At 41.4% G+C, this 13,897-nt stretch carries 9 protein-coding genes; 4 read left to right on the top strand and 5 right to left on the bottom strand.

Translation table 11 applies throughout. The annotated features are described in order from the left end of the window. Nucleotides 1-39 precede the first annotated feature (39 nt). The 3 genes from KV696_RS10035 to pepO all read right to left on the bottom strand — a co-directional run bounded on the left by KV696_RS10035 (nucleotide 40) and on the right by pepO (nucleotide 6,820). Complete coding sequence (locus KV696_RS10035; RefSeq protein WP_258318566.1) at nucleotides 40-3,693, bottom strand: LPXTG cell wall anchor domain-containing protein; 3,654 nt, start codon at nucleotides 3,691-3,693, stop codon at nucleotides 40-42. A gap of 410 nt (nucleotides 3,694-4,103) precedes the next feature. Next, nucleotides 4,104-4,745, bottom strand: coding sequence for a recombinase family protein (locus KV696_RS04955; RefSeq protein ID WP_219967029.1), 642 nt, complete (start codon nucleotides 4,743-4,745; stop codon nucleotides 4,104-4,106). Between the two features lie 182 nt (nucleotides 4,746-4,927). Next, nucleotides 4,928-6,820, bottom strand: a complete 1,893-nt coding sequence (pepO, locus tag KV696_RS04950; RefSeq protein ID WP_219967028.1) for a M13 family metallopeptidase — start codon at nucleotides 6,818-6,820, stop codon at nucleotides 4,928-4,930. 177 nt (nucleotides 6,821-6,997) lie between these two features. On the opposite strand from pepO, the gene KV696_RS04945 reads away from it, so the two are divergent. From KV696_RS04945 to tpx, 4 genes are all read left to right on the top strand, one after another. After that, nucleotides 6,998-7,720, top strand: coding sequence for a metal ABC transporter ATP-binding protein (locus tag KV696_RS04945; RefSeq protein WP_000619145.1), 723 nt, complete (start codon nucleotides 6,998-7,000; stop codon nucleotides 7,718-7,720). After that, a complete protein-coding gene (locus tag KV696_RS04940; RefSeq protein ID WP_094753186.1) occupies nucleotides 7,717-8,565 on the top strand; it encodes a metal ABC transporter permease in 849 nt (282 codons plus the stop codon). The genes KV696_RS04945 and KV696_RS04940 overlap by 4 nt, the downstream gene beginning before the upstream one ends. A 31-nt stretch (nucleotides 8,566-8,596) precedes the next feature. Next, a complete protein-coding gene (gene psaA / locus KV696_RS04935; RefSeq protein WP_045611179.1) occupies nucleotides 8,597-9,526 on the top strand; it encodes a metal ABC transporter substrate-binding lipoprotein/adhesin PsaA in 930 nt (309 codons plus the stop codon). Nucleotides 9,527-9,754: 228 nt separating this feature from the next. After that, a complete protein-coding gene (gene tpx, locus KV696_RS04930; protein ID WP_000256026.1) occupies nucleotides 9,755-10,246 on the top strand; it encodes a thiol peroxidase in 492 nt (163 codons plus the stop codon). Nucleotides 10,247-10,455: 209 nt separating this feature from the next. Here the strand turns inward: tpx and KV696_RS04925 are convergent, their stop codons facing one another. Both KV696_RS04925 and KV696_RS04920 read right to left on the bottom strand, forming a co-directional pair. Further along, a complete protein-coding gene (locus tag KV696_RS04925; RefSeq protein WP_219967027.1) occupies nucleotides 10,456-13,164 on the bottom strand; it encodes an ABC transporter permease in 2,709 nt (902 codons plus the stop codon). A gap of 1 nt (nucleotide 13,165) precedes the next feature. Continuing rightward, nucleotides 13,166-13,867 carry an ABC transporter ATP-binding protein gene (locus KV696_RS04920; protein WP_219967026.1) on the bottom strand — a complete coding sequence of 234 codons (702 nt, stop codon included), beginning with the start codon at nucleotides 13,865-13,867 and terminating at the stop codon, nucleotides 13,166-13,168. Nucleotides 13,868-13,897 lie beyond the last annotated feature (30 nt).

Below are 13,897 nucleotides of genomic sequence, written 5' to 3'. Positions count from 1 at the left end.
ACAGTCTAAAATAATTGATATACAAACTATGAATTGGAGTTATTCTGACTCCTTACGAAAGCTAAATAATCCAGCAGTTAGAGTTAACATTCCAAATAGAGTAGCGAGAATTGAGTTATTTTCTCCAGTATTTGGCAAAGTCTTAGCTACTTGTTTCGAAATAGTTTCAGTCTTAGTTGCTAACGGCTCAGCTTGAGCTTTTGTACTACTTGCGTCATTTCCTTTTTGTTCTGTGGTTGTTAGAGTATTACTACTATTTACAACTGGAACAGGAGTTGTACTACCTCCGTTATCACGGCTTGCGGCAACTTTGAAAGTCATAGCATAGATACTAAAGTGATTTGTTTCAAAAGTCACCTTATCTGTATCTTGTTTGAACTTCAATGCCTGTAAAGTACCGTCTGGAGCAACATAGTAAACATTTTCAACTGGCTTATCGGCAGAAAGACTTACTAGAACCATGCCGTTTGGCTGGATAGCTTTACCATTCGCGTCATACAGATGAATGTCGAAGGCCTTGTAATCTTTTGATTCAAGTGAAGTCGGCTTGGTTTCTTCTACCTTGATATAGCTGACATTTTTGAGTGTTGCTTCTGAACCATGTACTCGAACGCTTCCAGCTTTGTTCGAAAGAACACGAGTATTGTTTGGGATGGCTGGATTAAGCGTAGGCGTTACGGGAGTTGTTGGTGTTATTGGAGCAACTGGTGTAACTGGATTTACAGGATTTTCACTTGGCTTCTCAGCTGGTTTCTCTGGCTTAGCAGGTTGTGGTTGATCAGCTGGAATAGTAGGAACACTTGGTTGCTTGTCTGGCTTAGGCTGTTCACTTGGCTTCTCTACTGGTTGTACTGGCTTAGTAGGCTGTGGTTGATCAGCTGGAACAGTAGGAACACTTGGTTGCTTGTCTGGCTTAGGTTGCTCGCTTGGCTTAACCTCAGGTTTTACTTGCTCAGCTGGTTTTTCAGCAGGGTTCTTAAACAAGAAAACGTAAGTTTGATAAACTTCTGCGGATAAACCAAACTCTCCCACGCTTCTTCCTCTCTCATTTAGCTGACGGCTGCTATAAAGTGGTGCTAACTGCCTATTTTTCGAAAATTGATAGACTTCCACGTCATTGTCTTCTTTTTTAGTGCGGAAAACCATGTAACCTTCACCTGTGATGTTAGTGTTTTTGTTTAGTTCAACATGTCCTGTTTTTTTATCCGATATACCTGTATAAATTGTATACGCTTCATAGTTTCTACCTTCCAATTCTGGAATTTTCACTCGAATCGGATACATATACATAGTGCTTTTCATCAATTCTTCACGAGAAAATTCCTTCCCATTTTCTTCGAAATACCTATTCCCACTGCCCCAAAACAGAGTTAATCGTGGTTTGTTATTGACAAAATCTTTTTCAGCAGTCCATATTCCATTGATAGGAGTTTGCTTCATATCACTGATAGGGAGTGGTGCTACAATATCTGCGTAAGTAAGAATAGGGTGTTCATGAAAGCTTCCGTCAGCTAGTCGCCATTTTCTCACCGATTTTATGTTATTTTCCTGCGGTTGTTCTGCAGGTTTCACTTCTGGTTTTGCTGGGTTAGCTGGGTTAACTGGGTTTTCAGAAGCACTTGGATTCTCGCTTGGCTTCTCTGCTGGTTTCTCTGGTTTAGTAGGATGTGGTTGATCAGCTGGAACAGTAGGAACACTTGGTTGCTTGTCTGGCTTAGGCTGTTCGCTTGGCTTCTCTGCTGGTTTCTCTGGCTTAGCAGGTTGTGGTTGATCAGCTGGAACAGTAGGAACACTTGGTTGCTTGTCTGGCTTAGGTTGCTCGCTTGGCTTAACTTCAGGTTTTACTTGCTCAGCTAGTTTTTCAGCAGGGTTCTTAAACAAGAAAACGTAAGTATCGTAGGTCTCACCAAATAGATTGTATGAATGAGTTTTAGTTTTCTCATCATAGCGATTTGTTTCTTCACTTGGGAATCCTGGATAATAAAGTTCTTCTAGTTTTTTATCCTTAGTCAGTGTATAAACCTGGATATCTTCTTTCTTCTCTTTCGATTTGATACTCAAAGAGATACCACCACCTTGGAGAATTCGATTTGTTCCGTAAGTTGGTTTTCCATTTTTATTAGGAACTTCATAGAAGATTGTATAAGCTTCGTAGTTCATTCCTTCCAACTCTGGAACTTTTACTCGAACAAGAGCAGGTTTAAACCTACTGTCCATATCTCCAAATCCGCTACCTTCAAATTTTATCTCTTTACCGTTTTCAAACATCGGATTATTGAAATTCGAATTAAAAGTATTTACTTTTATATGAGAGCCTGCATGAAGCAAGTCTGGTTCAGCTGTCCACCAACCGTAAGATGTTTTTTCTACATTTTCAGCAGGAAGTGGAGCCGCAAGGTCGTTGGTTGTTAGAGTAGGGCGACCTGTTCCGTTATTAAACCAACGTTTTGGCTGGTCAGTTCTATAAGGAATCTTTTGCAATCCAGCATTTTTAGCTGGTTCCACTGGTTTAGCGGGTTGTGGTTGCTCTACTGGTTTAACCTCTGGTTGAGGGTTTTCTGCTGGTTTTGGAGATGGAACGGGTGTTTCAGCTGGTTTCGGCTGCACAGTTGGTTCAACTGTCTCCGCTGGTTTCGAAATTCCAGCAGGTTTTTCCGTTTCCGCTGGTTGCGGATCTTTCGTTGTTGGTTTTTCTTCTACTGGTTTATTTTTAGTGTAAATAAAATAGTATCGAAAAAGATTATCTCCTTTACCATTTTTGTAACCAGAACCACGCAAAGCATAGGCTGCATCATAACTAACTCTGACAACTTTTGGATCTGGGTCGATATCTGGATGGTCTGTAGTTGCTTTTACGACGTGGCTAAAAGTGTAGTCGGAAAATTTTTTTGCTGTTAGTATTCCATCTGCATCATCTTTATCGGTATCGAACCGTAATGATCTAACTGTTGCGTGTTCTGGACTATCAATCCTGGATTCAGTAGTGTATCCATATTTTTGGACACGATCAGCATCCAAGAAATCTGCTTGGACTTCGTATTCTCGATAAGTCCAGTCTGCTAAAGTAGGAAAGCCTTGCCCATTTGTTCCGGGAATTGGCGTGTTTAGAAGTTTATCAGCATCTATTCCAGAAAGAGCGTAAAGCTTTTGATTTGCTTCAGATACAATCTTGTCGTTCTCTTCTTTAGTCATAGACATGACTGCGCCAGCTTTGTATGCCAAATCTTCCGCCACCATCTTCTTCATCTCTTCAGAATCTGTTATAGGTTGTTCTGGTTCAGGCGTTATGATTGGCAGTCCTGGCTCGGGTAGCTGATTGGTTGGATCGACGTTGTATTTTTTCTCGATCTCAGCATTTTTCTTGTCCTCTGCGATGGCTTCATCTGTTCCGTTTGCAAGAATGTTGCCCTCGGTTGAAGGTTTTTCGACAGGCGCGGGCTCTTCTACTGGCTTTTCAGCAGGTTTCGAAACTTCTTTGCCTGGCTTTGGTTTTGGTTTAGCAATTGGATCGAGCATACTATAATCAACCCAGTTATTATTGGGTTTTGGTGTGAGTGTTGGTTGAATAGTTGGTCTCGCGGCAGCATTTGGTTGCGGCGCAACGTTTTCCTCGGCATGCACCAAAGTTGGCACTACAGCACTAAGAGTGACAGCAGAAAAGGTAACAATACCTAGTTTAGTGAGTTTATTCATAATTTTTCCTCCTCAGGAATATAAAATTGCCTTTTTAGGCTTATAAAATGACAAAATCAACTTCCTTTCAAGACCACAAAAGCAAAATTTTGAGCCAACTCATTCTCTAAACATTTAATGTTCTTGATAGAAGCCTTAAATGAACCTTCATCCATTAACTGAACAATACAGCTATCATACTATTACATATCTTAATAATTTTTAAATTTTTTGTTGCCAAAAACTAGCTACCTCCTTTAGAGATAGGGAACTAAGTGTATCGCGTAACGACCGTTAAACGATACACAAAAAAATACCAGTCTAATACAGGTTAAAAACACTGTTAAACTCGCATTTTTTAAAATATTCATATTGTTGTTTTGACTGTTTTATCAAACGGTCGTTAATCGAAACAAATTTACGGCTTCATTCTACCATTTTCCCCTGTTTTTAGCAATGATTTTCCGTTTTTTTTGACGATTGTTCGCCACTTTATTACGTTCTAACACTTTATATAGGGTTGATGTAGAAATTTGTTCAGCTTTTGCAATATTACGTATGCTTATATTTGAATGTAGATATTTGTTAAGTATGCGCTCCTCCTTTTCTTTTGAAATCCGTTTTGCTCCTAATCTAACACCATTTTCCTTAGCTTTTCGAAGTCCCTCTTTTGTGCGAAACCTCAGATTTTCCAGCTCATTTTCTGCCACAAAGCCTAAAATGATGCAAAGTAACCTGCCAATAAGAGAACCTGTCTCTAGTTTTTCATGCAAACTGACTAGGTGAATATTAGATTCATTAAATAGTTCAATAAGTTCTAGTAGCTTAAACATAGATCGAGTCAATCTATCTAACTTATAGATAGTGAAAGTAACCTGCTTGCCATCTTTCGAAAAGTCAGAGGCCAGTTTTAAGGCTTTTGTAAGTTCAGGACGAGTGTTATTTGCACCAGATTCCTTTTCTATAAAAAGTTTATCGCAATGTTTGAGAGCTTCGATTTGCACTTTCAATCCTAGGTCTTGCTTATGAGTAGATACACGGGCGTAGCCTATGTTGATAGTCTTTTGAGACATAAAAATCCTCCTGTTATCTTGATACAGAGGGATATTTTACTATGAATTTTAAAATAAGAAAAGACTTCAATTTCATAATCCCTATGAACTACACCCTAAAAGCTAGATTATTCTATCTAACTTTTTAGGGTGTACATAGATAGGGAAGGTATAATGATAGGAGTTTTACTTGCTTATTTGCATTACCAAATAATCACGCGCTCTTCTGGTGAACGCCACATACCGTCTCCTTCTTTGACATCATAGGTTGTAAAGAAATCATCGAAGTTTGGTACTTGTACATTGACACGGAGTTTGGCTGGTGCGTGCACATCGACGCTAGCCAAGAGTTTCATAAATTCTGGACGACCTTTCATGCGCCAGATGCGACCGAAGTTGTAGAAGAATTCTTCTGCTGAGAAGTCTGGTTCTCTCTTAGCTGCTTCAAGCGCTGCAGCGATTCCTCCCAAGTCAGCCACGTTTTCTGACACAGTCAATTTACCATTGATGGTTGCACCATAAGAATCTTGTCCATCAAACTGGTCAATAACTTTTTGTGTTTTCTCCTTAAAGGCAGCATAGTCATTCTCTGTCCACCAATCCTTGAGGCTACCATTTTCATCGAAGGAAGCTCCGTTGGTATCAAAGGCGTGAGAAATTTCATGGGCAATAACCGCCCCGATACCCCCGTAGTTAGCAGAAGATGACTGATGCAAATCATAGAAAGGTGCTTGTAAAATAGCCGCTGGGAAGACAATTAGGTTCTTCTGTGGATTGTAGTAGGCATTGACCATATGAGCAGGCATACCCCATTCCTTGTAGTCTACAGGCTGGTTCCACTTACTCCAACTGTGCTTGATTTCCACACGCGCAAAGGCTAGAGCATTGTCAAAAAGACTAGCAGTCTCATCCACTACCTTGTCTTTGTAGCGTGCTGGTAATTCTTCTGGGTAACCAATATAAGGCTTGATAACATTGAGTTTGACGATGGCCTTGTCACGAGTTTCAGGAGTTAGCCAGTCATTCTTAGCCAAGCGTTCCTTATAGACATCAATCATAGTTGCCACTTTTTTCTCCACATCCGCCTTAGCCTCTGGAGAGAATTTTTCATGGGCATACCAGAGCCCTAAGGCTTGTCTGAAAGGACCTTGTGCTAGCTGGTAGGCTGACTTGACCTTGTCTTTGGCTTCTGGAACTCCTGAAAGGGCACGGCTGTAAGCACCTGACAAGACACGGATTTCTTCTGTTAAATAGCTGGTTGAGAGATTGACAACACTCAAAATCAAGGTTGCCTTGAGGAGAGGCCATGCCTCTTCACTATAGAATTGGTCTGCTGCTTGCCAAAAACGTTCCTCGTCTACGATAACCTTGTCTGGTATTTGTCCAAGAACAGCTTGGAAGAAGTCTTCCAGGGGTAAGGCAGGCGCAAATTTCTTGAAATCTTCATAAGAATATGGATGGTAGAGTTTAGCATACTCTGAACTTTCTTCATTAGAGAGCACCACTGCCGCAACTCGGCGGTCTAATTCTAGTCTTTTCTCTAACAAGTCTTCAATTTCTTCATCAGAGAAATCAAAAGCTTTGAGGAGATTTGCGCTACTTTCTTTCCAAAGAGTCAAGAGCTCTTCGCGCTGAGGATGGTCTTCTGCATAGTAGGTCGTGTCTGGCAAGATCGTGCTTGGAGCACTAGCCCATAAAACGTTGATTCTGGCATCCATAAAGTCTGGCGATACACCAAAAGGTAGGAAGTTAGGTTTTCCTGCAAGTTCAAACTCTGCTAGTCTAGCTGTAAAATCCGCAAAAGTCTCCAATTCTTGGAATTCTTTAAGGAGTGGTAAGACAGGTTTGATACCGTCAGCTTCTCTCTTATCAAAGTCACGAACTAGGCGGTGGTATTTGACAAAGTTCGCCAAGATAGCATCCTCAGGCACCTCTTCTCCTGCCAACCACTTGTCTGTTGTCGCCAGCATCAGGTCTTCAATTTCCTGATCTAAATCAACAAAACCTCCTGTTTGAGACTTATCTGCTGGAATTTCAGCTGTCTGTTGCCATTCTCCATTGATTGCATCATAAAAATCATCTTGATAACGTATCATCTTGTTCTCGCTTTCATTTGTACTTGTTTTTAGCTTAACAAAAATTAACTGGGAATGCAATTAAAAATGAACTTTCTCTTGCCATCATTTCTCAGTTATTATTTTAATTTTTTTAAAAATTAACTTGACTTAATTTTTTTTTTAATGTATATTAAGAGGCAGGAGGAATACAAGTTTATGATACGTATCGAAAACCTCAGTGTCTCCTACAAAGAAACGTTGGCACTTAAGGATATTTCACTAGTGCTCCACGGACCAACAATTACCGGTATTATTGGTCCAAACGGTGCTGGGAAATCAACATTATTAAAAGGGATGCTGGGAATTATCCCACATCAAGGTCAGGCATTTCTCGATGACAAGGAAGTTAAAAAATCCTTACATCGAATCGCCTATGTCGAACAAAAAATCAATATCGACTACAACTTTCCCATCAAGGTCAAGGAATGTGTCTCGCTAGGACTCTTTCCCTCTATCCCTCTCTTTCGAAGTTTAAAGGCTAAACATTGGAAGAAAGTGCAAGAGGCCCTTGAAATTGTCGGTCTAGCTGACTACGCTGAACGTCAAATCAGTCAACTGTCTGGAGGTCAGTTCCAGCGGGTCTTGATTGCCAGATGTTTGGTGCAGGAAGCCGACTATATCCTCTTGGATGAACCCTTTGTTGGGATTGACTCTGTTAGTGAGGAAATCATCATGAATACGCTGAGAGATCTGAAAAAAGCTGGGAAGACGGTTCTCATCGTCCACCACGACCTCAGCAAGGTTGCCCACTACTTCGATCAAGTCTTGCTTGTCAATCGAGAAGTGATTGCCTTTGGTCCAACCAAAGAAACCTTTACCGAAGCCAATCTCAAAGAAGCTTACGGTAATCGACTCTTTTTCAATGGAGGTGACCTATGATTGCAGAATTTATCGATGGATTGCAAAAATTCCATTTCTTACAAAATGCCTTGATAACAGCCATTGTCGTCGGGGTCGTAGCTGGAGCTGTAGGATGTTTCATCATTCTACGCGGGATGTCACTCATGGGAGATGCCATTTCACATGCTGTCTTGCCAGGTGTAGCCCTCTCCTTCATCTTGGGCGTTGACTTCTTTATCGGAGCCATTGTCTTTGGATTGCTAGCTGCCATCATTATTACCTACATCAAGGGAAACTCGATTATCAAAAGCGATACCGCCATCGGCATTACCTTTTCTTCTTTCTTAGCCCTCGGTATCATCTTGATTAGTGTCGCTAAAAGTTCAACTGACCTTTTCCATATCCTTTTTGGTAATATCCTGGCCGTCCAAGATACGGATATGTTTATTACCATGGGGGTAGGGGCAGCCATTCTCTTGTTAATCTGGATTTTCTTCAAGCAACTCTTGATAACTTCCTTTGATGAACTCTTGGCTAAAGCCATGGGAATGCCTGTCAATTTCTATCACTACCTTCTCATGGTACTCCTGACTCTCGTGTCTGTGACAGCCATGCAAAGTGTCGGAACTATCCTGATTGTAGCCATGCTGATTACCCCAGCTGCAACTGCTTATCTGTATGCTAATAGCCTGAAAAGCATGATTTTCCTTTCCTCAACCTTTGGAGCGATAGCTTCAGTTTTGGGGCTCTTTATCGGCTATAGCTTTAACGTTGCGGCAGGTTCTAGTATCGTGCTCACAGCTGCTAGTTTCTTTCTCATTAGCTTCTTTATCGCTCCAAAACAACGATATTTGAAACTGAAAAATAAACATTTGTTAAAATAAGGGGCAAAACCCCAATAAATTGGAGGATCTAATGAAAAAATTAGGTACATTACTCGTTCTCTTTCTTTCCGTCATCGCTCTTGTAGCATGTACTAGTGGAAAAAAAGATGCAGCTTCTGGTCAAAAACTAAAAGTTGTTGCTACAAACTCAATCATCGCTGATATTACTAAAAATATTGCTGGTGACAAGATTGATCTTCACAGTATCGTTCCTGTTGGTCAAGACCCACACGAATACGAACCACTTCCTGAAGACGTTAAGAAAACTTCTCAAGCTGATTTGATTTTCTATAACGGTATCAACCTTGAAACAGGTGGCAATGCTTGGTTTACAAAATTGGTAGAAAATGCCAAGAAAACTGAAAACAAAGACTACTTTGCAGTCAGCGAAGGCGTTGATGTTATCTACCTTGAAGGTCAAAACGAAAAAGGCAAAGAAGACCCACACGCTTGGCTTAACCTTGAAAACGGTATGATCTTTGCTAAAAATATCGCAAAACAATTAAGCGCTAAAGACCCTAGCAACAAGGAATTCTACGAAAAAAATCTCAAAGAATATACTGATAAGCTAGACAAACTTGACAAGGAAGCTAAGGAGAAATTTAACAACATCCCTGCTGAGAAAAAACTCATTGTAACCAGCGAAGGATGCTTCAAATACTTCTCTAAAGCCTACGGTGTCCCAAGTGCCTATATTTGGGAAATCAATACTGAAGAAGAAGGAACTCCTGACCAAATCAAGACCTTGGTTGAAAAACTTCGCCAAACAAAAACTCCTTCACTCTTTGTAGAATCAAGTGTGGATGACCGTCCAATGAAGACTGTTTCTCAAGACACAAACATCCCAATCTACGCACAAATCTTTACTGACTCTATCGCAGAACAAGGTAAAGAAGGCGACAGCTACTACAACATGATGAAATACAACCTTGACAAGATTGCTGAAGGATTGGCAAAATAATACTCTTCGAAAATCAAATTCAAACCACATCAGCGTCGCCTTGCCGTACTCAAGTACAGCCTGTGGCTAGCTTCCTAGTTTGTTCTTTGATTTTCATTGAGTATAAGCCTCTGAAAAACGTCATTCTCACATGAGCTGGCGTTTTTTCTATACCCATATTTCCGGTCAAATCATTGGAAAATTCTAACCGTTTCAGCTAAAATGGAAGAAAAAAGATTGGAGTATCCTATGGTAACTTTTCTCGGAAATCCTGTAAGCTTTACAGGTAAACAACTACAAGTCGGCGACAAGGCGCTTGATTTTTCACTCACTACAACAGACCTTTCTAAAAAATCTCTAGCTGATTTTGATGGCAAGAAAAAAGTCTTGAGTGTCGTGCCTTCTATCGATACAGGTATCTGTTCAACTCAAACGCGTCGTTTTAATGAAGAATTGGCTGGACTGGATAATACAGTTGTCTTGACTGTTTCCATGGACCTCCCTTTTGCCCAAAAACGTTGGTGCGGTGCTGAAGGTATTGAAAATGCCATCATGCTCTCAGACTATTTCGACCATTCCTTTGGACGTGATTATGCCCTCTTAATCAATGAGTGGCATCTATTGGCACGCGCAGTCTTTGTCCTCGATACTGACAATACGATTCGCTATGTTGAATACGTGGATAATATCAACTCTGAACCAAACTTCGAAGCCGCAATTGCAGCTGCTAAAGCCCTATAGAAAAAATCCTCTGTAACAAAGAGTTCCCTACTCTTTGAAACGGAGGATTTTTGTTTACGAGTAAATATAAGTTCAATCAGCTAAAAACAACTACCTTATACTCAATGAAAATCAAAGAGTAAACTAAGACTCTAGCCTCAGGCTACTCAAGACACTGTTTTGAGGTTGTAGATATAGCTGACGTGATTTGAAGAGATTTTCGAAGAGTATTACTCTACAGATTTCAAAGCTTCAAGCATATCAACCTTTCTCAGATGATAATTGACAAAGAAACCAAGCAAGGTCAAAATGATGCTTACTGCTGCCACTGGGATTACATAGACTTCCCAGCCTACCTGCGGATAAAAGAGAATGGTCGCAGGCGAAATCATTTGAATCAAAAATTGGTGTAAATAGAAACCTGATACCAGACCAAGTACAATTCCCACAAGGGACAGCACAATCGTCTCACGGTAAATGTAGAGAGTGACTTCATTATTATGAAAACCGAGAACCTTGATAGTGGAGAGTTCACGGATTCTCTCAGCTACGTTGATATTGGTCAGATTGTAAAGAATAACCATAGCCAACAGAACCGATACGATGACCAAGATGGTCATGGTCTGATTGAGTGATCTAGCGACCGAGTCAAAGAGTCGAATGGCTGAAGCATTCTGGACAACGCTGGACACCGCAGATTGATTCATAAGTAAGCCGGCCTGTCTTTCGATACTAGGCGAACTAGAATCCTTTAGCGAAACCAGATAAGTGTTGGCTTGGGGTAACTGTCCGTAAAGTTGCTCATAGTCAGTCTGACTCATATAAATAAAGTGACCAACGTAGTTCTCAGCAATAGCAGCGACCTTTAGCTTCTTACCTTCAATTTCTAGAGTCTGTCCAACCTTGACACCTGCCAGCTGGGCAAGTTTATCTGTGATGACAACTCCATCTTTTAATGTCAACTCTTGCTGATGATGTTGCAGATGGATAAAGGGAGTCAAATCTTCCTTCTCTGTCATCATAAGGGTAATGGTTTGAAGACCAGCCTTGCCTTTGAAATCCTTGTCTAGCGTTTTTGAATAGATTTTCTGATAGGCTTGGATATCCTGCCCTTTCAACACTTCTTCTAGATTTGCTTTGTCTTGATTGGTCGCACTAGGATTTTCAGAGACAATCATCTGATACTGTTGGATTTGTTGAAACTGTCTAGACGGAACTCCTGCTACAGAGGATTGGATTCCCAAACCTGCAAAGAGCAGGGCCACAGAACCTGCCACACCAAAGATCGTCATCAACATCCGCTGCTTATAACGGAAGATATTGCGAGCTGTTACCTTATGAGTAAAACTGAGACGACGCCAAATAAAACCGATGCGCTCCAGTAAGATTTTAGCTCCTTTAACAGGAGGTTTAGGCAGTAAAAGCTGGGCTGCTTCATCATGAAGTTCCCTACGAGCTACCAAGTAGGCTGGTAACACACTCGCCAACCAACTCAAACCTAGAGCTAGTAAGCTATAAGTCCAATAGAACTGAATCTGAGTTTCTCCCACTACCATTCCTTTTGTAATGACACTTGAAATCACACTGGCTAGTAAATAATGGCCAAGTATACTACCTAGAGCTGTTCCGACAGTCCCAGCTACTAGGCCGTAGAGGAGAAACTTGGCGATAATATCCTTGCTACGATAGCCCAAGGCCTTAAAAATCCCTGCATGTGTTCGCTCTTCATCCACAAAACGAGTCATAGTTGTGAAGGTCACCATAGCCGCTACGGCATAAAGCACTACCGGAAAGATATTGCCCACTGCCCGAATACTGGCTGAAGCATTACTGTACATGAGGTAGCCTTGACCCCCTGGCATGGTTTGCCGATTATAGACTTGATACTTGGGCTCAGCTAAATCATCCAAGACTTGCTGATGTTTTTCTAATTTTTCCTTTTCTTGGGCTAAATTTTGTTCGGCCTGCTTTAGTTTGTCCTCTTCCTTGCTCAATTCCTGCTTAGCTTGGGTAAGTTGAGCACTAGCCTGCTCTCTCTGAGCTTGAGGAAGCAAGGCTAGTTGACTTTCTTGAGCCTGTATACGAGCTTGAGCAGCTGCTAAACGACGCTTGCCTTCCTGCAAATTAGTCTCAGCCTTGTCAAGGGTCTCTTGACCTTTGTCTAAAGACTCTTGGCCTTCTTTTTTCAAGACTTGTAGACGTGCCTTGCCATTATCTGACAAAGCTTGTTCAAGGTCTTCCTGATGTTGCTTGGATTTTTCTTCATAAGCTTCTGAAAAGGCATTTAAACCTGCTAAATCTTGATATTTCAAACGTGCTATATTATAGACTTTCTGATCAAACTGGCTAGGCAAAATCACTCCATAGGCTGTCAGAGTCCCACTTCCACTTCCTGCGTAGCCCATATCTCGCTGGGAGAGGATTTCAGCTGAATCCACAAAACCAGTAATGGTATAAGCATGGTCTTTTAAAGAGGAATGACCCTCTTCTTTTTCTTTAAAACTAATCTCCTGTCCCACGCTGTATTGGCCTTGCAAATGACTGGCCAAAGCGATTTCCTGGTCTGACTGAGGAAGTCGTCCCTCTCTTAGCTGAAAGGTTGAAATTCGCTCTGGTTTGGAGTACAGCCGAATGGCATCCTGCCCATTCTCCATAGTCACATCTGTCAAATAGCCAAACTCAACCTCTGCGCCCTCTATCTGTTCTAGTTCTTCTTGATCTGCTTGATCCAAACCATAATTAGACATAACTGCCAAATCCAAGGTTTGAGCAGTTGTTAAATAAGCATTAGCTGTCGCCTCCATGTTGGGACTGGTTACTTTGAGACCTACTAGGGCTAAAGATCCCAACATCATCAAGGTCAAGATGGATAAAAAACGCCCCTTGGAGCCTGTGAAGGACTGAATTAAGTCCTTCCAATAGGTTTTTCGCTTGATCATGCTAGTACTCCAAACTGTCGATATCCTGAGGATGCTGGTTGATCACCACATCCTTGACACTGGCATCGTGCATATGAATCACGCGATCAGCAATGGGCGCCAAAGCTCCATTGTGAGTCACAATGATCACCGTCGCTCCCTTTTGACGAGACATATCTTGGAGGATTTTCAAAACCTGCTTGCCCGTCTGATAATCCAAGGCTCCAGTCGGTTCGTCACAAAGGAGAATTTTAGGATTTTTGGCTACCGCGCGTGCAATGGAGACTCGCTGTTGCTCCCCTCCAGAAAGCTGGGCTGGAAAGTTATTGAGACGATGAACCAGACCTACATCTATCAAGACCTGCTCAGAATCCAAGGCATCCGTCACGATTTCAGAAGCCAACTCCACATTTTCCTTAGCTGTCAAATTGGACACTAGATTATAAAACTGAAAAACAAACCCGACATCATTTCTACGATAATTGGTCCTCTGGTTGGAATTGTAGTCGGCAATATTGACACCATCAATCCAAATCTCCCCTTCATCATTGGTATCCATTCCCCCAAGAAGGTTAAGAACCGTTGACTTGCCTGCACCAGATGCACCAAGGATAATAACCAATTCACCCTTTTCGATTTCAAAATTCACATCGCGATTGGCCACAATCTCCGTGTCCCCAACCTGATAACGCTTGTAACAGTGTTTCATCTCAATATAAGCCATCAGTGCCACCCTCTCTTAAACAAATTACTT

The organism is Streptococcus humanilactis (assembly GCF_019448275.1).
Lineage (GTDB): Bacteria > Bacillota > Bacilli > Lactobacillales > Streptococcaceae > Streptococcus > Streptococcus humanilactis.
This window is presented reverse-complemented; position numbering and strand designations above follow the sequence as displayed.

What these genes read in the sequence shown, in the direction of transcription:
- KV696_RS10035 (WP_258318566.1), bottom strand. Translation starts at nt 3,693, where the DNA reads ATGAATAAACTCACTAAACTAGGTATTGTTACCTTTTCTGCTGTCACT.
- KV696_RS04945 (WP_000619145.1), top strand. Translation starts at nt 6,998, where the DNA reads ATGATACGTATCGAAAACCTCAGTGTCTCCTACAAAGAAACGTTGGCA.
- psaA (WP_045611179.1), top strand. Translation starts at nt 8,597, where the DNA reads ATGAAAAAATTAGGTACATTACTCGTTCTCTTTCTTTCCGTCATCGCT.
- KV696_RS04955 (WP_219967029.1), bottom strand. Translation starts at nt 4,745, where the DNA reads ATGTCTCAAAAGACTATCAACATAGGCTACGCCCGTGTATCTACTCAT.
- tpx (WP_000256026.1), top strand. Translation starts at nt 9,755, where the DNA reads ATGGTAACTTTTCTCGGAAATCCTGTAAGCTTTACAGGTAAACAACTA.
- KV696_RS04925 (WP_219967027.1), bottom strand. Translation starts at nt 13,164, where the DNA reads ATGATCAAGCGAAAAACCTATTGGAAGGACTTAATTCAGTCCTTCACA.
- KV696_RS04940 (WP_094753186.1), top strand. Translation starts at nt 7,717, where the DNA reads ATGATTGCAGAATTTATCGATGGATTGCAAAAATTCCATTTCTTACAA.
- KV696_RS04920 (WP_219967026.1), bottom strand. Translation starts at nt 13,867, where the DNA reads ATGGCTTATATTGAGATGAAACACTGTTACAAGCGTTATCAGGTTGGG.
- pepO (WP_219967028.1), bottom strand. Translation starts at nt 6,820, where the DNA reads ATGATACGTTATCAAGATGATTTTTATGATGCAATCAATGGAGAATGG.